Raw genomic sequence first — 23,047 nt, forward strand, 5'->3', positions numbered from 1 at the left:
GTTGATAGGCCAGATCTGGAAGCCCGGCAACGGGTGGAGGTGACTGGTACTAATAGGCCGAGGGCTTGTCCTCAGTTGCTCGCGTCCACTGTGTTGGTTCTGAAACCACGAACAACCCCGTATGTCGGGCCACGACTGCGGTGCGGTTGACAGTTTCATAGTGTTTCGGTGGTCATAGCGTGAGGGAAACGCCCGGTTACATTCCGAACCCGGAAGCTAAGCCTCACAGCGCCGATGGTACTGCAGGGGGGACCCTGTGGGAGAGTAGGACGCCGCCGAACTATTATTAACGGGAAACCCCCGCACCCTCTGGGTGCGGGGGTTTTCTGCGTTCTGGAGTCTTTTCTCATTCTGCATTTCTTATTTCTCGTCCGAGGCCCCTCTCCGGGGCCTTTTTTATTTCAGTCAGAGGCGGCCGGCCGCCTTCAGGGACAGGTATGCGTCCGCCAGGGCAGGGGCCAGGTCGGTGGGAGTCGCGTCCACGACTGTGACGCCGTGACGGATGAGTTGTTCCGCCGTGCGATGGCGTTCCGTGTGGGCCTGGGCTGCGGCTGCGGCGTCGTACACGGCCTCTGCTGTTCCGCGGGCCTTGGCCATCTCCTCGATGTGGGGGTCGGCCACCGAGGCGAGCAGGACTGTGTGGCGCTGGGTGAGACGGGAGAGTACGGGCAGCAGGCCCTCTTCGATGGGGGCCGCGTCGAGGCTGGTCAGCAGGACGATCAGAGAGCTGCGGGTCGCGGTGCGCAGGGCTGTCGACGTCAGGCCTCTGGCGTCCGTCTCGACGAGTTCCGGTTCCAGTGTCGACAGGGCGTTGACCACGGAAGGGAGTACCTCGCCTGCGGCCTTGCCCTGGACCAGGGCGCGTACCCGGCGGTCGTAGGCGAGGAGGTCCACCCGGTCGCCCGCTCGGGAGGCCAGGGCCGCCAGGAGCAGGGCCGCGTCCATCGAGGCGTCGAGGCGGGGTGCGTCGCCGACCCGGCCCGCCGAGGTGCGGCCGGTGTCGAGGACCAGCAGGATGTGGCGATCGCGTTCGGGGCGCCAGGTGCGTATGGCGACGGTGGAGCGGCGGGCGGTGGCCCGCCAGTCGATGGAGCGGGTGTCGTCGCCAGGAACGTAGTCGCGGAGGCTGTCGAATTCGGTGCCCTGGCCGCGGGTCAGGACGCTGGTGCGGCCGTCGAGTTCGCGCAGGCGGGCCAGCTTCGAGGGGAGGTGCTTGCGGCTGGTGAAGGGCGGCAGGACCCGGAGCGTCCACGGGATCTTGTGGCTGCCCTGGCGGGTGAGGAGGCCCAGGGGGCCGTACGAGCGGATGGTGACGCGGTCCGCCTGGTGGTCGCCGCGACGGGTGGGGCGCAGGCGGGTGGTGAGGCGGCGGCGTTCGCCCGGAGGGATCGTCAGGCCGTGGCGGGATGCCTCGATCTCGGTGCCGGGCTGCCAGCTGCTCGGGGGCCAGGCGTCGCGGATCTTGGCGCGCAGGGGGCGGCCGGAGGGGTTGGTGACGGTCAGTTCGACGTCGGCGGATTCTCCGAGTCGTACTGAGGTGTCGCCCGTGCGGGTCAGGCCGAGGCGGCGTACGGGAGCGGCCAGGGCGAAGTCGCAGGCGCAGGCCAGGGCCAGTGGGGCGTTCACGGCGAGGATGCCTGCCCAGCCGGGCCCCCAGATGCCTACCGGGAGGCTGCCGATGGCCGCAAGGAGCGCTGTGCGGCCGGTGACGGCCATCAGCGGGGGACCGGGACGTGGGCGAGGATCGCGTTGATGACCGAGTCGGCCGTCACGCCCTCCATCTCTGCCTCCGGGCGGAGTTGCACGCGGTGGCGGAGGGTGGGCAGGGCGAGGGCCTTCACGTCGTCGGGGATGACGTAGTCGCGGCCGGTCAGCCAGGCCCAGGCGCGGGCGGTGGAGAGCAGGGCGGTCGCGCCGCGCGGAGAGGCGCCCAGGGTGAGGGACGGGGATTCGCGCGTGGCACGGCAGATGTCCACCACGTAGGCGGTGATCTCGGGGGAGACGGACGTCTTGGCGACTGCCGTGCGGGCCGCTTCCAGATCGGCGGGGCCTGCCACGGGGCGGATGCCGGCGGCGTGCAGGTCGCGGGGGTTGAAGCCTTCCGCGTGACGGGTGAGGACGTTGATCTCGTCCTGGCGGGAGGGGAGGGGGACGGTGAGTTTGAGGAGGAAACGATCCAGCTGTGCTTCGGGGAGGGGGTACGTGCCTTCGTACTCGACCGGGTTCTGGGTGGCCGCGACGAGGAAGGGCTCCGGGAGCGGGCGAGGGGTGCCGTCCACCGTGACCTGGCGTTCCTCCATCGCTTCGAGGAGGGAGGACTGGGTCTTGGGAGGGGTGCGGTTGATCTCGTCGGCGAGCAGGAGGTTGGTGAAGACCGGGCCCGGCTGGAACGAGAACTCGGTGGTGCGGGCGTCGTAGATGAGCGAGCCCGTGACGTCGCTCGGCATCAGGTCCGGGGTGAACTGGACGCGCTTGGTGTCGAGTTCGAGGGATGCGGCGAGGGCCCGGACGAGGAGGGTCTTCGCGACTCCGGGTACGCCTTCGAGGAGGACGTGGCCGCGGCAGAGGAGAGCCACGACGAGGCCCGTCACCGCGGGGTCCTGGCCGACCACGGCCTTGGAGATCTCGGCGCGCAGGGACTCCAGGGAGGAGCGGGCGCTGCTGGAGCTTCCGGAGATCCCGGTGCTTCCGGAGTTCTCGGCGTTGTCAGTGGTCGGGTCCATCATGAAGTACGTACCTCTTTTTCGAGGGCGTCGAGTTGGTCGGCGAGGGTGATGAGGGCTGCGTCGTTGCCCGGGGGCGGGCCGAAGAGGAGGGGGTGCAGGTCCTGGCCGGGGGCGCGGAGCCTGGCGGACAGGGCGGGGAGCAGGGTTTCGGGTGCGTGGGCCTGGCCGGGGGATACGCCGATGAGGGGGGCGATGCGGGTGCGGGTGGCCGAGCGGAGGGCGGCGGATGCGCGGTCGCGGGCGTTCGCCTTGCGGTAGAGGCGGGCTCGGCCTTCGACGGTTTCGGAGGCGCGGATGGCCACGGGGAGGCGTTCGGGGACCAGCGGGCCGAGGCGGCGGGCGCGCCACAGGGCGGCGAGTGCTGCGGCGACGGTGAGTTGCAGGGTGCCCCAGAGCCAGCCGTCGGGGATCAGGTCGAAGAAGCCGCGGTCGGCGGTGTCGTCGGTCGCTGCGTCGTCGGCGGGCGAGGGGAGGTACCAGACCAAGTGGGGTCGGGAGCCGAGGAGTTGCAGGGCCAGTGAGGCGTTGCCCTGCTTGTCGAGGCGGTCGTTGAGGAGGATGTCGGGGGCGCCGAGCACGACGGTGTCGCTGCCTCCCTTGGCTGCCGGGAGGTGCAGGAGGCTGGGCAGGCCGTCGCTGAGGTAGCAGGCCTCGGCGTCCGGAGCGAGGGTGTCGTAGCGCAGGCCGCCCACGTCGGCGGAGCCCGCGCGCTCGGCGGCGGGCAGGGAGCAGCGGGGGGAGAGCGTGGAGTCGAGGCTGGGGGTGGCGTCCACGGTGACCCCCGGGGCGAGGGTGCTGACCGAGGGGGTTCCGGGGGCGATGAGGACGGTGCGGCCTCGGGAGTCCTCGGTGGCCGAGCGCAGACGCTTCTGCTGGCGTTCGGTGAGCCGGTCGGGGGCGGCCACCAGGAGGGTGGTGTCCGGGCCTGCCGCGGACCTGGCCTCTTCGGAGGTGGTGACGACGCGGGTGGATACGCCGCGGTCGGCGAGGAGTTCGGCGACGGCGCGGCTGCCGTAGGGGTCGGCGGAACGCGGGTCGAGGCGTCCGTGCTGGGCGCTGGAGCGGACAGCCGCGATGGCGATGGCGGCTGCCAGGAGGACGACCAGGGCGAGGAGCAGGCCTCGGGTCCGGGTCCAGAGTTGGCGGGGGGTGGGGGAGATGGATGTGGGGGCTGAGGGGCCCGGTGAGGGTGCGGTTGAGGGGGCCGTTGAGGGGGCGGGCCCTGCGGTCCTGGGGCCGGCGGTTGTGATGCCGCCGGTTGTGGAACCGGACGTGGTTCGGCTGCGGGTTCCGGTCCTGGTCCCGCTTCGAGCCTCGGTCCCGGGCTCCGTCTCGGCCCCTGTGTTCGTGGGGTCCTTGGGGGCCGTCACCTTGGGGCTCCCTCGGGGGTGGTGGTGAGGGTTGGCCTTGTGCGGGTCAGGGCGTTGTCCAGGGACGTCAGTTGGTCGTACGTCGGTTCTGTGGCTGTACGGCCGCCGTAGGTGATCGCGTCGAACGACTGGGCCGCCGTGTGGAGTTCGGTGGCGTGGCCCGGGAGGGTCCGGGAGGCCTCTGCCGCTGCCTCGTCCGCCGTGCGGCCGGGGCGGGGGTCCAGGAGGGCGCGTTCCTCCAGGGAGCGGACTATGGCCCGCATGCGCTCCTGGACGGCTTGGTTCCAGTGGCCCTGGGCGGCGTGGGCCTCGGCGGCGGCGCGGTGTTCCGCGGCGGTGCGGGGGCGGTCGTCGAAGAGGGCGGGGGATGTGGTGGGGGCGCGGTGCGGTGTGCCCAGGCGCCACCAGAGGGCCCCGATGAGGGCCAGTACGGCGAGGACGATGACCAGGAGGCCAAGACCGCCGCCCGGGGTTGCCCCCGAGGCGGCGTTGAACAGGTCGTCGACCCAGTCCCAGAAGCGGTTCAGGGCGCGTTGCAGGAGGCTGGGGTCGTTCTCGTGGTACGTCGGCTTGGAGAGTTCGCGTTCGGCCGCCTCCCGTGCGGGGTCGCGCGGGATCGTCACCGGTGGGGCGTCGTCGCCGCCGGTGCGTGCCAAGAGCGAGGTGACCGTCTTCGACCCGTGCAGTACTGCCCCCGTCACCGCATCAGCTCCCGGGAGTTCCGGGGGCGTTGGAGCCGCCGTTGTCCTGGAGGCCCGCCGCGCGCGCCAGTTCGAGGTCGAGGGCCTCGCGGCGGATCCGCTGGTCGATGTAGAGGAGGACCGTGACGCCGGCGGTGATCGGGAACGTGAGCATCGAGCCGATGACCGAGCCGACGCCGCTGACGATCAGGAAGGTCCAGCCGAGGTCACCGGTGCCGCTGTCGAGGAAGCCGGTGACGCCGTCGCCGCTCAGCGCGCCCGCGATGAGCGTGAAGGGGATGACGATGATCGACGCCACCACGTTGGCGATGATCGCGGCGAGCAGCTGGATGCCGAACACCCGCCACCAGGAGCCGCGGACCAGCTTCACCGAGCGGGTCATCGACTTCTTGACGCCCTGCTTCTCCAGCATCAGGGCGGCCGAGGCGAGCGAGAAGCGGATGAGCAGCCAGATGGCGACGATGAGGGCGCCGAGTCCGCCGAGGACGGCGAGACTGATGCCCGCGTCGGTCGACCCGGCCACCGCGATCAGTACGCCGGGCAGGGTGCCGACGGCGACGACCGCGGCGCCGATGAGCGGCAGGAGCAGCGTCAGGCCGATCAGCTTCGGCAGCTGCGGCTTGGCGTCCTGCCAGGCCTCTGCCGTGGTGACCGACTTGCCGAGCACCGCGCGGCTCGTGACCATCGTGAGCAGGGCGGTCGCGACGATCGTGCCGAGCAGCGTGATCAGCAGGATCACGCCGGAGTTCAGCAGGGTGTCGCCCAGGGCGCGGGTCAGTTCGCCGACGGTCGCGCTCGGGTCGTCGATGGCGTCCGTGCTCACGCTGTCGTCGAGGACGAGGCCCTGGAGCAGGATGACGATGATTTCCGTGAACACGGCCACGGCCAGGGAGATGCCGAGCACCGTGCGCCAGTACGTACGCATCGTGGAGACCGCGCCGTCCAGGATCTCGCCGACGCCGAGCGGCCGCAGCGGGATGACGCCGGGCTTGGCGGCGGCCGGAGGGCCCTGCCAGGCACCCCAGCCGGGGTAGCCGCCGGGGCCGCCACGGCCGGGTCCACCTGGTCCGGGGCCGCCGGGGCGTCCGCCGCCCCAGCCGCCGCCGGGCGGAGTCGGCGGCGCAGGCGGGGTCTGGCCGGATGCCGGCGGGCTGGGGGCGGACCACTGGGCGGGCGGCGGCTGCTCCTTGGACCACTTCGAGGGCGGGCCCTCGGGCTTGTCCGCGGGCTTGTCCTCGGGCTCGGCGGGTCCGGACGTGCCGGAGTCCTGTCCGTCGGAGGGGGCGGATCCGGGCGAAGCCCAGCCCGGAGTGTCGTTCATCGTCGCTCCTTCACGGTGCCCGTCCGCGGTCGCGGCGGCCGGTTGGCAGCCATCGTGCCACGGCACACCCTTGCGGTGACTGGGCGGCGTATGGGCTGCACACCTTCAATTGTCCGTCAGGTACGGGGCAGACTGGGCGGATGGCTGATCAGTACGCGCAATCAGGCGAGGACACACGGCCGACCGACACCCCGATGAGCGCAGCGCAACCAGCACACCCCGCACACGCTGCGGACCCAGTGGACCCGCTGAAGCCGCTGGACACGGCGATTCCCGCGATCCGCTGGGCCGAGCCCCCGGAGGGCCCCGTACTGGTCCTCCTCGACCAGACCAGGCTGCCCGGCGAGGAGACCGAGCTGGTGTGCACGGACGCGCCGGCTCTGGTGCAGGCGATCCGCACGCTCGCGGTGCGCGGGGCGCCGCTGCTCGGCATAGCCGGTGCGTACGGGGTCGCGCTTGCCGCCGCGCGCGGCTTCGACGTGGACGAGGCGGCGGGGGCGATCGCGGGCGCGAGGCCCACCGCGGTCAACCTCGGTCACGGCGTACGCAGGGCCCGGGCGGCGTACCGCTCGGCGGTCGTGGGCGGGGCCGATCAGGAGCAGGCAGCCGCCGCGGCCCTCGCGGCGGCGCGGGCGCTGCACCGGGAGGACGCCCTGGCCAGCGCGGAGATGGCGGTGCACGGTCTGGCGCTGCTCGACGAGATGCTGCCGGGCGGCGGGCACCGGATCCTGACCCACTGCAACACGGGGGCGCTGGTCTCCGGAGGTGAGGGCACGGCGTTCGCGGTGGCCCTCGCCGCGCACCGGAAGGGACGTCTGCGCAGGCTGTGGGTGGACGAGACGCGTCCCTTGCTGCAGGGTTCGAGGCTGACCGCGTATGAGGCGGCGCGGAGCGGAATGGCGTACACCTTGCTTACGGACAACGCGGCGGGGTCGCTGTTCGCGGCGGGTGAGGTGGATGCCGTACTGATCGGCGCCGACCGCATCGCGGCCGACGGTTCGGTGGCGAACAAGGTGGGGAGCTATCCGCTCGCGGTCCTTGCCCGCTACCACCACGTTCCGTTCATCGTGGTGGCGCCGGTCACGACCGTGGACCCGGACACCCCGGACGGAGCGTCCATCGAGGTGGAGCAGCGGGCGAGTCATGAAGTGACGGAGGTCACGGCACCCTATGTGCCGATGGCCGGATTTGAAGCGGGAGGCGGGATCGCGGTGGCACCTCTGGGGACCCAGGCGTACAACCCCGCTTTCGATGTGACACCTCCGGAACTGGTGACGGCGATCGTCACCGAGGAGGGCGTCGTTTCGCCCGTGACAGCAGGGGGCCTGGCCGAGCTGTGTGCCAGGTCACGCCAGGTATCGATGAGCTAATGGGATGATGTCAGGCATGAAGGGACGAGTCCTTGTCGTCGACGACGACACCGCACTGGCCGAGATGCTCGGGATTGTGCTGCGTGGAGAAGGTTTTGAGCCGTCGTTCGTAGCTGATGGCGACAAGGCGCTGGCCGCTTTCAGGGAGGCAAAGCCGGATCTTGTACTGCTGGATTTGATGTTGCCGGGCCGTGACGGCATCGAGGTGTGCCGCCTGATCAGGGCGGAGTCCGGGGTGCCGATCGTCATGCTCACGGCCAAGAGCGACACCGTGGATGTGGTGGTCGGGCTCGAGTCCGGCGCCGATGACTACATCGTGAAGCCCTTCAAGCCGAAGGAGCTCGTGGCCCGTATCAGGGCGCGGCTGCGGAGGTCCGAGGAGCCCGCGCCGGAGCAGCTCGCCATCGGTGACCTGGTCATCGACGTGGCGGGGCACTCCGTGAAGCGGGAGGGGCAGTCGATCGCCCTGACGCCGCTCGAGTTCGACCTCCTGGTCGCGCTCGCCCGCAAGCCGTGGCAGGTGTTCACGCGTGAGGTGCTCCTCGAGCAGGTCTGGGGCTACCGCCACGCGGCCGACACCCGCCTGGTGAACGTGCACGTCCAGCGGCTGCGCTCGAAGGTCGAGAAGGACCCCGAGCGGCCGGAGATCGTGGTGACCGTCCGTGGTGTCGGTTACAAGGCCGGACCGAGCTGACGTGACCCGGGACAGTTCCCCCGCACCGCCCGGGGCTCCGGGTGGCCGCTCGGGGCGGACTGGAGGCCCCGGGCGGCGCGCATCCACGTACGGACGGCTTCTCGAAGGCGGTCTGCTGTTGCAGGGCGGGGTTCAGGGCAGCCCCGTCCTGAGGCTCTTCGTGCGCTGGGTGCGGCGTCCGCTGCTGCCCGCTCTGCGGCTGTGGCGGCGCAACATCCAGCTGAAGGTCGTCGCCACGACGCTGCTCATGTCGCTCGGCGTGGTCCTGATGCTCGGCTTCGCCGTTCTCAGCTCGGTGAACAACGGCCTGCTCAAGGCGAAGGTGAAGGCCTCACAGAGCCAGGCCGACGGTGGATTCCGGGCCGCTCAGGACGAGGCGAACTCCGCCAGGTCGCGCTCCGGCGGGCAGGACAGCGGCAGTGGCACGACCGGCGGCGGTGCGACGCCGCCCACCGCCGTGTGGATGTCCGACCTGGTCGAGCAGCTCTCCAGCGGCGGTCAGAGCGCGTTCAACGTGGTGACCCTGAGCCCGACGTCCACGGCCGACGGCGCCAGCGTGCGCGGGCCGCGTGCCTCCGGGGGAGTGGACCCGATCCAGAGCGTGCCCGAGTCGCTGCGCGACAGCGTCGACAAGGGCACCAGGGCGTATCAGAGCAATACCCGGATCGTCTTCAACGACGGCCGCGACGCACAGCCCGGTCTGGTCATCGGCAAGCGCCTGAACGACCTGAACGGCAAGCCCTACCAGCTGTACTACCTCTTCCCGCTGACGCAGGAGGAGGAGTCGCTCGGCGTCGTAAGAACGACGCTCGCCACCGCCGGTCTGTTCGTCGTGGTCCTGCTCGGTGCCATCGCCTGGCTGGTGGTGCGCCAGGTCGTCACGCCGGTACGGATGGCCGCGGGCATCGCCGAGCGGCTCTCCGCCGGGCGCCTTCAGGAACGTATGAAGGTCACCGGAGAGGACGACATCGCGCGGCTCGGTGAGGCCTTCAACAAGATGGCGCAGAACCTCCAGCTGAAGATCCAGCAGCTGGAGGAGCTCTCGCGGATGCAGCGGCGGTTCGTCTCGGACGTCTCGCACGAGCTGCGTACGCCGTTGACGACCGTCCGGATGGCCGCCGACGTCATCCACGACGCGCGCGTGGACTTCGATCCGGTGACGGCGCGCTCGGCCGAGCTGCTCGCCGACCAGCTCGACCGGTTCGAGACGCTGCTCGCGGATCTGCTCGAGATCAGCAGGTTCGACGCGGGCGCGGCAGCCCTGGAGGCCGAGCCGATAGACCTGCGTGAGGTCGTACGACGTGTCGTGGGCGGTGCTGAACCGCTCGCGGAGCGCAAGGGGACGCACGTCCGGGTCGTCGGGGACCAGCAGCCCGTGGTCGCCGAGGCCGACGCACGCCGTGTGGAGCGTGTCCTTCGCAACCTCGTGGTCAACGCCGTGGAGCACGGCGAGGGCCGGGACGTCGTGGTGCGGCTCGCGGTGGCGGGCGGCGCGGTGGCGGTCGCGGTGCGGGACTACGGAGTGGGGCTCAAGCCCGGCGAGGCGACCCGCGTGTTCAGCCGCTTCTGGCGGGCCGACCCGGCACGCGCGCGTACCACCGGTGGTAACGGTCTCGGGCTCTCCATCGCGCTTGAGGACGCACGGCTGCATGGCGGCTGGCTGCAGGCGTGGGGCGAGCCGGGCGGCGGTTCGCAGTTCCGTCTGACACTGCCGCGTACGGCGGACGAGCCGCTACGGGGATCGCCGATACCGCTGGAGCCCGACGATTCGCGGCGCCACCGTGGCCTCAACGACGCGGGTCTCCCGCTCGGCGGCGCGAACAAGCTCGCCACGGTGCCCGCACAGCCGTCGGCTTCGGCGTCGGAGCGGGTGCCGCCGCCGGTCCCCGCGAGGGCGCCGATAGCGCCGCGGCTCGCACAGTCGGCCGCGACGGCGGACCCGACTGCGTTGCCGGGCAACGGGTCGCGTGTCGTCCCGCGGCGACCGATGGACGACGGCGTGCCGGAGGGTGAGGAGCCGGAGGGCTCTGCACCGGAGGGCTCCTTGCCGGAGGGCCCCGTGTCGGAGGGACCCGAGCCCGATGTGGCCCTGAGAGCCGGTGAACCGGCGACCGGAACAGACCGTGCGCACGCGATCGAAACGGATCCCGCCAGGGAAGGGGAGGCCTCTCGTGGGCGCTGACCACGATCGCCGCGCTCAGCGGCGTACGGCCCACCTGCGTCCGCTGCGGGCCGGTCTGCTGTTCGGCTCCTGCGGGCTGCTGCTCGCGGGCTGCGCCTCGATGCCCGACAGCGGCAACCTCAAGGCGGTCGACGCCTCCCAGCGGCCGGACTCGCAGTCGCAGGTCAGGGTCTACGCGATGCCGCCGGGTGAGGACGCGGGCCCAGTCGAGATCGTCCAGGGCTTCCTCGAGGCGCTGACCAGCGACGACCCCGATTTCGCGATGGCGCGCAAGTACCTGACCAAGGAAGCGTCCAAGAGCTGGAACCCGGATCTGCAGACGACGGTGCTAGAGAACGGGCCGAGCACGGGATCGGGCAGCGTCGCGGACGGCACCGAGACCGGCCGTTCGTTCCCGCTGACCGGGCGCAAGGTCGCCACGGTCGACAAGGAGCACGCGTACCAGCTCGACAACGACGCCTACAACAAGAGCGTCCACCTCACCCAGCGGGACGGTCCTAGCGGCAAGGAATGGCGGATCGACCGGGTCCCCCAGGGAGTCGTGCTCGGGCAGTCCGACTTCCAGCGGATCTACTGGTCCGTCAATAAGTACTACTACGCGACGCGTTCGGCAGGCGCCTCCGCGACGTCCGCCGCGACCGGCGGCGGCCAGAATCTCGTCGCCGACCCCGTCTACATACGCCAGCGAATAGATCCCGTGACGGAGACCGTCAAGGCGGTGCTCGACGGGCCCACCACCTGGCTCAAGCAGGTCGTGGACACGCGCTTCCCGACGGGTACGCGGCTCAAGGCGGGCACCAAGACGCTGGCGCCCGACGACCAGGGCAAGCTGACGGTGCCGCTGAACGAGAAGGCCGATCCCATAAACCAGGAGCGGTGCACCGAGATGGCCGCGCAACTGCTCTTCACGCTCCAGGACCTGACGTCGTCCGGCGTCGAGGAGGTGGAGCTGCAGCGCCGCAACGGCTCGCAGCTGTGCGTCCTGAGCAAGGAGCGGGCCGAGTCCGTCGCCTCGCGCCGCACCGCGGACCAGCCCGACTTCCAGTACCTCATCGACGACAAGCGGCGCCTTGTGCGGATGTCGGCCAATGGCGGCAGCAAGGTGCCCGTGCCCGTGCAGGGGCGGCTGGGCAGTGGTGAGCAGCCGCTGCGCTCCGCCGCCGTGTCGCGGGACGAGGAGCGGGCGGCCGGGGTGTCGCTCGACGGGCGCGCGCTGTACATGGGGTCGCTCGTCTCGCCCGGCGCGCTCGGCAAGCCGGAGGTGCGCAGCAAGGCCAAGTCGGAGGAGGACGGTCTCTCCACGCCCAGCTGGGACGGCCGTGGCGACCTCTGGGTGGCCGACCGCGACCCGAAGCGGCCGCGGCTGCTCTGGCTCGAGCAGGGCGCGGGAGAGCCGCAGTCGGTCGAGATCTCGAACCTCGACGGACGGATCGAGGCGGTGCGGGTGTCGGCCGACGGCGTACGGATCGCGCTTCTCGTGAAGGACAAGGACGGCAAGAAGTCCCTGAAGATAGGCCGCGTCGAGCGGTCGGGGGCCAAGGGCGAGCAGCCGGTCATCTCGGTGGTCGAACTGCGCCGGGCGGCACCGCAGATGGAGGAGGTCACCGCCATGTCGTGGGCGGGCGGCAGCCGTCTCGTGGTGGTCGGGCGCGAGTCCGGTGGCGTGCAGCAGATGCGGTACGTCCAGTGCGACGGCTCGGTGCCCGCGAGCGCGACGCTGCCCGGCCTCACCGGCGTGAAGGAGATCGCGGCGTCCGAGGACGAGCGGCAGCCGCTGCTTGCGCACTCGGACGACGGGATCGTGCGGCTGCCGACGGGTGCGCAGTGGCAGACGGTGGTCAAGGAGGGTTCGGCGCCGTTCTATCCGGGGTGACGCGTCTATCTGGGGTGTCCCGTCCATCCGGGGTGACGCGCCCCAACGACTCTTCCGCGCGGTGGAGTTGTCCACAGGCGGTTGTCCACAGGGGTGGCAGCGTCGCGCGCGGGTTGGCACAGTGGTGGGCATGCCGGGGTGGTGGCAGGACCTCACCGATCTGGTGCTGCCGGCCGAGTGCGGAGGCTGTGGCAGGCCTCGCGCGGCGCTCTGCGCTCAGTGCGGCGACGCTCTGTGCGGTGCCGTGCCGCGCAGAGTGCGCCCCGATCCACGGCCGCCCGGCCTTCCGGTGGTGCACGCGGCGGCTCCCTACGAGGGCGCGGTGCGGGCGGTGCTGCTCGCGCACAAGGAGCGGGGCGCGCTGGGACTCGCGGGGCCGCTGGGCGCGGGTCTGGCCGGGGCGGTGCGGGCGGGGCTGCGGCTGAGGGACGGTGACGCTTCAGTACGTGGCGCGGCTCCCGTACATGGTGACGCTCCGGTACTGCTCGTGCCCGTGCCGTCGGCTCGTGGGGCCGTGCGGGCGCGTGGGCACGATCCGGTACGGCGGATCGCGCTGGCCGCCGCGGCTGAGCTGCGGCGGGGCGGGACGCGGGCCCGGGTGCTCTGCGTGCTGCGCCAGCGGCGTGCCGTGGCCGACCAGTCGGGGCTCAACTCCCGGCAGCGGCAGGCGAATCTCCAGGGCGCCCTGGAGGTGACCGCGGGTGGTGGGCGGCTCATCGCCGACGGCGGCGACGGTGGTCGGGTCGTGATCGTGGACGACCTGATGACCACGGGCGCGTCTTTGGCGGAGGCGGCCCGCGCAATATGTGACGCATACACGGAAGGTAAAGAAAGGCGCGCGGCGGTAACAGCCCGTGAAATAGCGTGCGAGAACACGATCACCGCAGCTGTTGTCGCCTCCTCACCGGATTCTTTCGGAATAAACCGGAACTGATTGGGAACTTGCATCGTTGCAGGTAGTGAGAGGGTCGATACACCTGAATGGAGGTATGCGGCGGTAGAGGGTGACGCCATCCGCCCGAGCGAGATATCTTCAGTTGTGAGGAATGGCGGACGCCGTCCCTCGCATATCGGAATGCCGGTCGTCGGGGTTTTCTGTAAACACCCTGGCCGGTCGGGGTGGAGATCTTGTTCGTGGGGGAGGAGGAGGTGGAAGTCACCGAGTCCGAGGCTCCGGGAGTCACCGGGGCCTGGTGCAAAGAGGGGATGCTCCGCCGCCGAAGCGGGGCGATCCGGGAACGGAGTTCTGCGTGGACATCGTCGTCAAGGGCCGCAAGACCGAGGTACCCGAGCGGTTCCGCAAGCACGTGGCCGAGAAGCTGAACCTGGAGAAGATCCAGAAGCTCGACGGCAAGGTGATCAGCCTCGACGTCGAGGTGTCCAAGGAAACCAACCCCCGTCAGGCCGACCGTTCCGACCGCGTGGAGATCACACTCCGCGGACGCGGACCCGTGATCCGCGCGGAGGCCTCGGCAACCGATCCGTACGGGGCGCTCGACCTGGCCACGGCCAAGCTCGACGCACGGCTCCGCAAGGAGCACGAGAAGCGCCACAACCGGCGCGGCACCGGCAGGCTCTCCGCCGCCGAAGTGGCCGAGCGGGTGCCGGACGCGGCGACTCTCAACGGGGACGGCACCATCGCGCGTGACGAAGAGCCGGACGGCGTGCCCGTCAAGAGGATCGGCTCGTTGGAGATCCAGGGCGAAGGCCCGCTCGTGGTCCGCGAGAAGACCCACGTGGCGGCGCCGATGTCGCTCGACCAGGCGCTCTACGAGATGGAACTCGTCGGGCACGACTTCTACTTGTTCGTCGACTCGGAGACCAAGGAGCCGAGCGTCGTCTACCGGCGGCACGCCTACGACTACGGCGTCATCCGCCTGAACACCGACCCGATGGTCGCGCAGCCCGAGACGGGCGGCGGGGGCGGCGCGCTCGGCGGCTGACCTCGGTCGGCCGAGGGTGAGATGGTGCCTCTGGAGCGCATGTGCGCCCCCAGGGGCACCATCGTGCGACCCCTGCGCGCACCGCACGGCCGTCCGGGCATGAAATCATGGACGGAGACGGCCAACCGGTGTGCTGCTGCCTCGGGTTGGCGGCAGCCAACGCACAACGGGCCATGGCCTTCAGGGGGAGGAACGATGGCGGACAGCTTCGGACCGATGCGGGATGAGAGTGCCGACGGCGGCACGGGCATCGGCACGGACACGGGCGCACCGCGCAAGGAACCCATCAGGGTCCTTGTGGTGGACGACCACGCGCTCTTCCGCCGCGGCCTGGAGATCGTCCTCGCCGCCGAGGAGGACATCCAGGTGGTCGGGGAGGCGGGCGACGGCGCCGAGGCGGTGGACAAGGCCGCGGACCTGCTGCCGGACATCGTCCTCATGGACGTACGCATGCCCAAGCGCGGCGGGATCGAGGCGTGCACCTCCATCAAGGAGGTCGCGCCCAGCGCCAAGATCATCATGCTGACGATCAGCGACGAGGAGGCCGACCTCTACGAAGCGATCAAGGCGGGCGCCACGGGCTATCTCCTCAAGGAGATCTCCACGGACGAGGTGGCCACGGCGATCCGCGCGGTGGCCGACGGGCAGTCGCAGATCAGCCCGTCCATGGCGTCGAAACTGCTCACCGAGTTCAAGTCGATGATCCAGCGCACCGACGAGCGCAGGCTGGTGCCCGCGCCGCGGCTGACCGACCGCGAGCTGGAAGTCCTGAAGCTGGTGGCCACGGGGATGAACAACCGCGACATCGCGAAGGAACTGTTCATCTCCGAGAACACCGTGAAGAACCACGTGCGCAACATCCTGGAGAAGCTGCAGCTGCACTCCAGGATGGAGGCGGTCGTGTACGCGATGCGGGAGAAGATCCTCGAGATCAGGTGAGGCCCGCGGCTCGGGCTCAGCTCAGGGCGCGGGCTCAGCCCAGGGCGCGGACCAGTTCGGCGGTCAGCTCGGGGCGGTTCACGCGCTCCACCCGGACGGAGTCGCAGTTCACCCAGGAGGCCGCCTCACGCAGCGCCTGAGCGACCGCGGGCACGGCCTTGGGGCTGTCGAGCGACACCTGCTTGGCGACCAGCGTGCTGCCCTCACGGGCGGGATCCACGCGGCCGACCAGGTGGCCCCCGGCAAGCACCGGCATCGCGAAATAGCCGTGGATCCGCTTCGGCTTGGGGACGTACGCCTCCAGGCGGTGGGTGAAGCCGAAGATCCGCTCCGTGCGGGCCCGCTCCCAGATCAGGGAGTCGAAGGGCGAGAGGAGCGTCGTGCGGTGGCGGCCGCGCGGGGTCGTCTCCAGGGCCGCGGGGTCGGCCCAGGCGGGCTTGTCCCAGCCCTCGACCGTCACCGGGACGAGCCCTGAGTCCGCGACCACGGCGTCGAACTGCTCGCCCTTGAGGCGGTGATAGTCCGCGATGTCCGCGCGGGTGCCGACGCCGAGCGATCGAGCGGCGAGGCGGACCAGGCGGACCAGGCACTCGGCGTCGTCCAGGTCGTCATGGAGCAGCGTGTCCGGGATCGCGCGCTCCGCGAGGTCGTACACCCGCTTCCAGCTGCGGCGCTCGGTGCAGACCACCTCGCCGTACATCAGCGCGCGCTCGACGGCGACCTTCGCGTCGGACCAGTCCCACCACTCGCCCTTGTTCTTCGCGCCGCCCAGCTCCGTGGCGGTGAGGGGGCCTTCGACGGTGAGCTGTTTGATGACCGTGTCGTACGCACCGTCGGGCAGGTCGTGGTGCCAGTGCGGGCGGGTGCGGTAGGCGCGGCGGCGGAAGGCGAAGTGCGGCCACTCTTCGATGGGCAGGATGCACGCGGCGTGCGACCAGTACTCGAAAGCGTGCGGCCGGGCGGGGCCCGCGCCCGCCGACGCCCCGTCCCAGTACGCCGCCTCGACCCTGTCGCGGCCCACGGCGCCCAGACGCGCGTACGGAATGAGCTCGTGGGAGCGGGCCAGGACCGAGATCGTGTCGAGCTGGACCGCGCCGAGATGCCGCAGCACGCCTCGCACACCGGATCTGCGGTCCGGGGCTCCCATGAACCCCTGGGCGCGGAGCGCGATGCGGCGGGCCTCGTCGGCGGACAGGGCGATGGCGGGGCGCGGCAGGCTCGTCATGCCGGAAACCATAGAGGGCACCACTGACAACGCCCGTGGCCCGCGTGAACGGCTCGGAGGCCGGGGCGGTCCTCAGTCCCGGGCTCAGTCCGTTCCTCAGTCCGGGGCTCAGTCCCGGACTCAGCCCCGCGCCGGCAGATACGGCTGGACCGGCGACAGGCCGACGTCGCTCGGCAGCAGGGCGCCCACCCAGCAGTCACGGAGCGTGGACTTGTTCAGGAGGGCGCCGCGCAAGGTGCCCTCGAAGGTGAAGCCCGCCTTCTCCACCACGGCGCGCGATCCCGCGTTGCCGACCTCGGCGCGCCACTCCAGGCGGGTGCAGCCCAGGTCGGTGAAGGCCCACCTGGCCAGTTCGAGGACGATCTCCGTCATGTAGCCGCTGCCCCGGTGCTCCTTCGCCGTCCAGAAGCCGACCTCCCAGGCGCCCGAGCGCGGGTGGTGCAGGCTCGCGGCGGCGATCAGGGGGCCGCCGTCCCGGGGACGTACGGCGAAGGTGTACTCCGTGTCGTAGCGCCAGCCGTCCGGCACCATGCGCGTGATGAAGCCCGCCGCGTCCGCGCGCGCGTAGGGCGAGGGGATCGTGGTCCAGCGCTGGATGTCGGCGTCCTGGCAGGCTTTGTACGTCTCGTCCGTGTCGGCGGGCGTAAAGGCGCGCAGGCACAGACGTTCGGTGGTGAGGGTGACGGGCTCCATTCGGCGATTCTGCGGGGGCGAGGGAGCTGAGGCCAGTGCTTTTCAGCGCCCTTTCACCCGCATTTCGCCGAGCGCTGATCGGCACAACCCGGCACCTTCCAGGCCCCCCGTCCGTTGACGTATCGGCAGACCTCCCGGCGCGGCCCGCTCCTCGCTTACGATGGCCGTTGCCCTATGAGTAAACCGACCATGCCAGGCCCGACCGGCAAGGAGACCAACCCTCGTGTCCGTCCTCTCGAAGATCATGCGTGCAGGCGAAGGCAAGATCCTGCGCAAGCTGCACCGCATCGCGGACCAGGTCAACTCCATCGAAGAGGACTTTGTCAGCCTCTCCGACGCCGAGCTGCGCGCGCTGACCGAGGAGTACAAGGAGCGTTACGCCGACGGCGAGACCCTTGACGACCTCCTCCCCGAAGCCTTTGCCACCGTGCGCGAGGCCGCCAAGCGCGCCCTCGGCCAGCGGCACTACGACGTCCAGATGATGGGCGGCGCCGCCCTGCACCTCGGCTATGTGGCCGAGATGAAGACCGGTGAGGGCAAGACCCTCGTCGGCACCCTTCCCGCATACCTCAACGCCCTGTCGGGCAAGGGCGTGCACCTGATCACGGTCAACGACTACCTGGCCGAGCGCGACTCCGAGATGATGGGCCGCGTCCACAAGTTCCTGGGTCTGAGCGTCGGCTGCATCATCGCCAACATGACCCCGGCCCAGCGCCGCGAGCAGTACAGCTGCGACATCACGTACGGCACCAACAACGAATTCGGCTTCGACTACCTGCGCGACAACATGGCGTGGTCGAAGGACGAACTGGTGCAGCGCGGCCACAACTTCGCGATCGTCGACGAGGTCGACTCGATCCTGGTGGACGAGGCCCGTACGCCGCTGATCATCTCCGGCCCCGCCGACCAGGCCACCAAGTGGTACGGCGACTTCGCCAAGTTGGTCACCCGCCTCTCCAAGGGCGAGCCCGGCAACACCCTCAAGGGCATCGAGGAGACCGGGGACTACGAGGTCGACGAGAAGAAGCGCACCGTCGCCATTCACGAGCCCGGTGTCTCCAAGGTCGAGGACTGGCTGGGCATCGACAACCTGTACGAGTCGGTGAACACGCCGCTCGTGGGTTACCTGAACAACGCCATCAAGGCCAAGGAACTCTTCAAGAACGACAAGGACTACGTCGTCATCGACGGCGAAGTCATGATCGTCGACGAGCACACCGGCCGTATCCTCGCCGGCCGCCGCTACAACGAGGGCATGCACCAGGCGATCGAGGCGAAGGAAGGGGTGGACATCAAGGACGAGAACCAGACCCTTGCCACCATCACCCTTCAGAACTTCTTCCGCCTCTACAAGCGCCAGGACCACGGAGGCAAGGAAGTCCCCGGCCTCTGCGGCATGACCGGTACGGCCATGACCGAGGCCGCCGAGTTCCACCAGATCTACAAGCTGGGCGTCGTGCCGATCCCGACGAACCGGCCCATGGTCCGTGCCGACCAGTCGGACCTGATCTACCGCACCGAGGTCGCGAAGTTCGCCGCCGTCGTCGACGACATCGCCGAGAAGCACGACCGGGGCCAGCCGATCCTGGTCGGCACGACGTCCGTGGAGAAGTCGGAGTACCTCTCCCAGCAGCTCTCCAAGCGCGGCGTCCAGCACGAAGTGCTCAACGCCAAGCAGCACGACCGTGAGGCGCCGATCATCGCCCAGGCCGGCCGCAAGGGCTCCGTCACCGTCGCCACGAACATGGCCGGACGAGGCACCGACATCAAGCTCGGCGGCAACCCCGACGACCTCGCCGAGGCGGAGCTGCGCCAGCGCGGCCTCGACCCCGTCGAGCACGTCGAGGAGTGGGCCGCCGCGCTGCCCGCCGCCATGGAGAAGGCCGAGCGGTCCGTCAAGGCGGAGTTCGAGGAGGTCAAGGACCTGGGTGGTCTTTACGTCCTCGGCACCGAGCGGCACGAGTCGCGGCGTATCGACAACCAGCTGCGCGGTCGTTCGGGACGTCAGGGCGACCCCGGTGAGTCCCGCTTCTACCTCTCGCTCGGCGACGACCTGATGCGGCTCTTCAAGGCGCAGATGGTCGAGCGCGTGATGGCCATGGCGAACGTCCCCGACGACGTGCCGATCGAGAACAAGATGGTGACGCGCGCGATCGCGTCCGCCCAGTCGCAGGTCGAGCAGCAGAACTTCGAGACGCGTAAGAACGTCCTGAAGTACGACGAGGTCCTCAACCGCCAGCGCGAGGTCATCTACGGCGAGCGCCGCCGCGTCCTGGAGGGCGAGAACCTCCAGGACCAGGTCACGCACTTCATGGACGACACGATCGACGCGTACATCGCGGCGGAGACCGCCGAGGGCTTCGCCGAGGAATGGGACGTGGACCGGCTGTGGGGCGCCTTCAAGCAGCTCTACCCGGTGAAGGTCACCATCGAGGAGCTGGAGGAGGACGCGGGTGACCGCGCGGGTCTGACCGCCGAGTTCATCTCCGAGTCCATCAAGGACGACATCCACCAGCAGTACGAGACGCGTGAGGAGCAGCTCGGCTCCGAGATCATGCGTGAGCTCGAGCGGCGCGTGGTCCTCTCGGTCCTCGACCGCAAGTGGCGCGAGCACCTCTACGAGATGGACTACCTCCAGGAGGGCATCGGCCTCCGCGCCATGGCGCAGAAGGACCCGCTGGTCGAGTACCAGCGCGAGGGCTTCGACATGTTCAACGCCATGATGGACGGCATCAAGGAAGAGTCCGTCGGCTACCTGTTCAACCTGGAGGTCCAGGTCGAGCAGCAGGTCGAGGAGGTTCCGGTGACGGACGCGGCTGCGACCTCGCTGGACAAGAAGGACGCCGTTCCCGCCGGGAACGGCCGTCCCGAGATCCGCGCCAAGGGGCTCGACGCCCCGCAGCGTCCCGACCGTCTCCACTTCCAGGCGCCGAACGCCGAGGGCGGGGTCGACGAGGGGGACTTCGAGACCGAGGACGCGGGCGCACGGTCCGACTCGGACGGTACGACGCGCGCCGAGCGGCGCAAGGCCCAGAAGGGTGGGCGTCGCCGCAAGAAGTAGTCGCGGGACGCTTTAGCGGGACTGCTGGGGCCGGGCGCCGAGAGGTGCGCTCGGCCCTTTGCGTTGAGTTCTGTGTGGACCTTCGCGTTGCTACTTCGCCGGCGCGCCCACTTCCACCGCCGTGCAGCGCCACCTCTGGTCCGCTCCCAGGTGCAGGCGGAAGGCCAGGGCCCTGAGGGTGGGGCCCGTACCGATCCTCGCGAAGACCTCGTAGACCCCGGGGCGCGGTTCGTAGTGGCCGATCCGGTGGATCGTGGGGCGGCGGCCGTTCACGTTCAGGGGAGCCAGCTCGGCGAGGCGGGTCACGTCGTCGAAGGCGGTGTGCGCGATGTGGCGGGCCGCCCAGTGGACCGGCTTCTGGCCGCTGAGGACCAGGAGCAGGCGCTCGGTGAAGAGCTCTGTGGGGTGCGGTGGGGGCTGGGGCGGGGTCCTGAGGGGGCGAGCCGCCGTACGTGCCGCTGGGGCCGCCGTGGGGCGGCGGGTGTCCGTGCGGCCCGGTGGGCGGGTGGTCATCGGGCGGGTACGGGGCCTGGTCATCACCTTTTGCATGCCGTGTCGCCTCCGGTACTGGCTGGTAACTTCCGTTGGAGATCTTGTACGGGGGTGGAGGCGGGGGTCGCAAGGGGGTGCCGCTGCCGGGGGCGGGGCCGGGGGATTCACCCATCAGGGTGATCGGGGGTGTCCGGTGCCTTGGGGGCGCTGAGGTGTGCCGGGTGAAGGACGGGCGTTTCGGGTGACGCGGGGGGTGGGTACGGGGCGCAGCTCGAAGGGGGACTCCCGCGCGTATTCTGGGAGTCTGATCTTTGACCACTGTGAAAGCGGGCCGTCATGCGTGTCTACGTTCCCCTGACCCTGAGCAGCCTCGCCGAGGTGTACAAGGCGGGCGAGCTGGGTCCGGGGCCGCTGACCGCCTATGCCGTGACGCCCGCGCTGCGTGAGTGGTACGCCTCGGACGACATCGAGGAGCTGGAGTACGCCGCTCTTGGGCGGGCGGCGCTCTCTTCGTTGCGGCTGATCGCCGGGGATGCGGGGGCTGCTCGGCGGCGGGTCGTGCTGGTTGCGGATGTGGCGGACGGCGCGGTGGATCCGGGGGATCAGGGCGCGGGGGCGGATGAGCTTGGGGTCGGTGAGGTGCGGGTCACCGGGGCTTTGGGGATGAAGAAGGTTGCCGCCGTGCATGTAGATGCGGAGGACGCTGTGGCGGATGTTGCTGCAGCTGTGGACGGGGATGCGGGGGCCCTTGTGGACGGGGTTGAGGATCATGAGCTTCTTTGGTTTGCCACGCAGGAGATTCCTGGGTTGATCGGCTGAGGGTTCCCTGCGGGGCTGGGGCGGTGGGGCCCGCGTCTGCCTCTGGGCGAGCTTGCTCTCCCGCCCACCCGCCCGATTGCCCCGCGTCTACCTCTGGACGAACGAGCTTTCCCGCCCACCCGCCCGATTGCCCCGCATCCGACCTGGACCAACAACCCAAGGGTGGGCCCGTCCGGCGCGCGGGTACCGTTCCCCCATGGGGAAGCTTCAGCGCGGGGCGCACATCGTGTGGGACTGGAACGGGACGCTGCTGCATGACATTCATGCGGTGATCGAGTCGACGAACGCCTCGTTCGCGGAGATCGGGCTCGATCCGATCACGCTGGAGCGGTACCGGGATCTGTACTGCGTCCCCATCCCCCTCTTCTACGAGCGGCTGATGGGACGCCTTCCCACGGACGCCGAGTGGCAGGTCATGGACGCCGTGTTCCACAAGCACTACTGGGCGCGGGCCGAGGCGTGCGGCCTCGCCGACGGTGCGGCCGAGCTGCTCGCCGGGCGCCGGGCGGCCGGACGTACGCAGTCGTTGCTCTCGCTCGCGCCGCACGAGCACCTCGTGCCGATCGTGCGGCGGCACGGGATCGAGGAGCACTTCGTGCGCATCGACGGGCGCATGGACACCTCGCACGCCGGCAAGGCCGAGCGGATGGTGCGCCACCTCGCGGCCCTGGAAGGGGTGGCCGCCGCCGAGCGGATAGTCGTCATCGGTGATGCCGTCGACGATGCCGTGGCGGCGGCGCACGTGGGTGCGCGGGCCGTGCTCTACACCGGGGGCTCGCACAGCAGGGCCAGCCTGGAGGCTGTCGGCGTCGAGGTTCCCGTGGTCGACAGTCTCGCCGAGGCCGTGGAGGTGGCCGAGCGGTTGGCAGCCTAGGCCACCCCCCCCGGGTCCGGGTGCACCCCGCCTAGGTGGCAGGTGCCTTCGCGCGCAGCACCGTCAAGAACTCCCTCATCCAGCCCGAGTGATCCGGCCACGCGCGGGCCGAGACCAGCGTGCCGTCGACCACCACCTCCGCGTCCTGGAACGTCGCGCCCGCCGTCTGCATGTCCAGCTCCAGAGCCGGATACGCCGTCACCCTGCGGCCGCTCAGGCCGCCGATCGCCGCCGTCAGGAGCGGGCCGTGGCAGATCTGCGCGATCGGCTTGTCCGTGTCGAAGAAGGACTTGAGGATCTTGCGGAGCTCCGGGTCGTTGCGCAGATACTCCGGGGCCCGGCCGCCGGGGATCACCAGGGCGACGTACTGGCCGGGGTCGACCTCGGAGAAGGCGAGGTCCGCGGGCCACGTGTAGCCCGGCTTCTCCGTGTACGTGTCGAAGCCCGGCTCGAAGTCGTGCACCACGAACTGCAGCTTCTTGCGGGCGGGGGCGGCGATGTGGACGTCGTACCCCTCCTCGCGCAGCCGTTGGAAGGGGTACAGGACCTCCAGCGACTCCGCCGCGTCACCGGTCACTATCAGGATCTTGGCTGCCATCGGTGCTCGCTCCCCAATCGTGGGCGGACCGGATCCGGCCCGTCGCGCGCTGTCCGTTGTTGTCCGTCTGTCCGTCCCGCTCAACGTGCATCCGTGCGTCCGGTTTGCCAAGAGGGCGGGCGGTTGACGGATGGCGCGATAGTTCCTGTGCAGAGTGTCAAAGTTC

General features: G+C 70.2%; 19 protein-coding genes and 1 rRNA gene. 11 read left to right on the top strand and 9 right to left on the bottom strand.

What is annotated here, in order from left to right:
- The first annotated feature begins 164 nt into the window (after positions 1–164).
- Positions 165–281, top strand: a 5S ribosomal RNA gene (gene rrf / locus ACWFRJ_RS06270).
- Between the two features lie 124 nt (positions 282–405).
- Here rrf and ACWFRJ_RS06275 read toward each other — a convergent pair.
- The 5 genes from ACWFRJ_RS06275 to ACWFRJ_RS06295 form a co-directional block, all read right to left on the bottom strand.
- The gene (locus ACWFRJ_RS06275; protein ID WP_453525081.1) at positions 406–1,716 is read right to left on the bottom strand and encodes a DUF58 domain-containing protein; all 1,311 of its coding nucleotides are present in this window, start codon (positions 1,714–1,716) and stop codon (positions 406–408) included.
- Positions 1,716–2,723, bottom strand: coding sequence for an AAA family ATPase (locus tag ACWFRJ_RS06280; protein WP_453525082.1), 1,008 nt, complete (start codon positions 2,721–2,723; stop codon positions 1,716–1,718). Before ACWFRJ_RS06280 ends, ACWFRJ_RS06275 begins: the two co-directional genes overlap by 1 nt.
- Positions 2,723–3,976: a DUF4350 domain-containing protein gene (locus ACWFRJ_RS06285; RefSeq protein ID WP_453527057.1), complete on the bottom strand. Its 1,254-nt coding sequence runs from the start codon at positions 3,974–3,976 to the stop codon at positions 2,723–2,725. The genes ACWFRJ_RS06280 and ACWFRJ_RS06285 overlap by 1 nt, the downstream gene beginning before the upstream one ends.
- 116 nt (positions 3,977–4,092) lie before the next feature.
- On the bottom strand, positions 4,093–4,797 hold the full coding sequence (locus tag ACWFRJ_RS06290) for a DUF4129 domain-containing protein (protein ID WP_453525083.1): 705 nt from the start codon (positions 4,795–4,797) through the stop codon (positions 4,093–4,095).
- A 4-nt stretch (positions 4,798–4,801) separates the two neighbouring features.
- On the bottom strand, positions 4,802–6,118 hold the full coding sequence (locus ACWFRJ_RS06295; RefSeq protein WP_453525084.1) for a DUF7847 domain-containing protein: 1,317 nt from the start codon (positions 6,116–6,118) through the stop codon (positions 4,802–4,804).
- 140 nt (positions 6,119–6,258) lie between these two features.
- Here ACWFRJ_RS06295 and mtnA point away from each other — a divergent pair, with 140 nt between their 5' ends.
- The 7 genes from mtnA (at position 6,259) to ACWFRJ_RS06330 (ending at position 15,119) form a co-directional block, all read left to right on the top strand.
- Positions 6,259–7,488 (top strand): S-methyl-5-thioribose-1-phosphate isomerase, encoded by a 1,230-nt coding sequence (gene mtnA / locus ACWFRJ_RS06300; protein ID WP_453525085.1) that lies wholly within the window; start codon positions 6,259–6,261, stop codon positions 7,486–7,488.
- A gap of 4 nt (positions 7,489–7,492) precedes the next feature.
- Entirely contained in the window at positions 7,493–8,182 is a 690-nt protein-coding gene (gene mtrA / locus ACWFRJ_RS06305) for a two-component system response regulator MtrA (protein WP_190080121.1), read from the top strand.
- Between the two features lies 1 nt (position 8,183).
- Positions 8,184–10,364, top strand: coding sequence for an MtrAB system histidine kinase MtrB (gene mtrB, locus ACWFRJ_RS06310; protein ID WP_453525086.1), 2,181 nt, complete (start codon positions 8,184–8,186; stop codon positions 10,362–10,364).
- Positions 10,354–12,237: an LpqB family beta-propeller domain-containing protein gene (locus ACWFRJ_RS06315; protein WP_453525087.1), complete on the top strand. Its 1,884-nt coding sequence runs from the start codon at positions 10,354–10,356 to the stop codon at positions 12,235–12,237. The genes mtrB and ACWFRJ_RS06315 overlap by 11 nt, the downstream gene beginning before the upstream one ends.
- Before the next feature lie 130 nt (positions 12,238–12,367).
- The gene (locus ACWFRJ_RS06320; RefSeq protein WP_453525088.1) at positions 12,368–13,171 is read left to right on the top strand and encodes a ComF family protein; all 804 of its coding nucleotides are present in this window, start codon (positions 12,368–12,370) and stop codon (positions 13,169–13,171) included.
- Between the two features lie 316 nt (positions 13,172–13,487).
- Positions 13,488–14,180, top strand: coding sequence for a ribosome hibernation-promoting factor, HPF/YfiA family (gene hpf, locus ACWFRJ_RS06325; protein WP_453525089.1), 693 nt, complete (start codon positions 13,488–13,490; stop codon positions 14,178–14,180).
- Between the two features lie 195 nt (positions 14,181–14,375).
- Complete coding sequence (locus tag ACWFRJ_RS06330; protein ID WP_453525090.1) at positions 14,376–15,119, top strand: response regulator; 744 nt, start codon at positions 14,376–14,378, stop codon at positions 15,117–15,119.
- Between the two features lie 34 nt (positions 15,120–15,153).
- On the opposite strand, the gene ACWFRJ_RS06335 is transcribed toward ACWFRJ_RS06330, so the two are convergent.
- Positions 15,154–16,344 (bottom strand): winged helix-turn-helix domain-containing protein, encoded by a 1,191-nt coding sequence (locus ACWFRJ_RS06335; protein WP_453525091.1) that lies wholly within the window; start codon positions 16,342–16,344, stop codon positions 15,154–15,156.
- Between the two features lie 120 nt (positions 16,345–16,464).
- On the bottom strand, positions 16,465–17,037 hold the full coding sequence (locus ACWFRJ_RS06340; RefSeq protein ID WP_453525092.1) for a GNAT family N-acetyltransferase: 573 nt from the start codon (positions 17,035–17,037) through the stop codon (positions 16,465–16,467).
- A gap of 223 nt (positions 17,038–17,260) precedes the next feature.
- On the opposite strand from ACWFRJ_RS06340, the gene secA reads away from it, so the two are divergent.
- Positions 17,261–20,098 (top strand): preprotein translocase subunit SecA, encoded by a 2,838-nt coding sequence (gene secA, locus ACWFRJ_RS06345; protein WP_453525093.1) that lies wholly within the window; start codon positions 17,261–17,263, stop codon positions 20,096–20,098.
- A 90-nt stretch (positions 20,099–20,188) separates the two neighbouring features.
- Here secA and ACWFRJ_RS06350 read toward each other — a convergent pair whose 3' ends face one another.
- A complete protein-coding gene (locus ACWFRJ_RS06350; protein ID WP_453525094.1) occupies positions 20,189–20,635 on the bottom strand; it encodes an Rv3235 family protein in 447 nt (148 codons plus the stop codon).
- Between the two features lie 291 nt (positions 20,636–20,926).
- On the opposite strand from ACWFRJ_RS06350, the gene ACWFRJ_RS06355 reads away from it, so the two are divergent.
- A complete protein-coding gene (locus tag ACWFRJ_RS06355) occupies positions 20,927–21,409 on the top strand; it encodes a DUF6912 family protein (protein ID WP_453525095.1) in 483 nt (160 codons plus the stop codon).
- A gap of 196 nt (positions 21,410–21,605) precedes the next feature.
- Positions 21,606–22,283, top strand: coding sequence for an HAD family hydrolase (locus tag ACWFRJ_RS06360; protein WP_389908625.1), 678 nt, complete (start codon positions 21,606–21,608; stop codon positions 22,281–22,283).
- A 31-nt stretch (positions 22,284–22,314) separates the two neighbouring features.
- Here the strand turns inward: ACWFRJ_RS06360 and ACWFRJ_RS06365 are convergent, their stop codons facing one another.
- The gene (locus ACWFRJ_RS06365; protein WP_453525096.1) at positions 22,315–22,881 is read right to left on the bottom strand and encodes a DJ-1/PfpI family protein; all 567 of its coding nucleotides are present in this window, start codon (positions 22,879–22,881) and stop codon (positions 22,315–22,317) included.
- Positions 22,882–23,047 lie beyond the last annotated feature (166 nt).

It is taken from the genome of Streptomyces sp. NPDC055239, assembly GCF_053606205.1.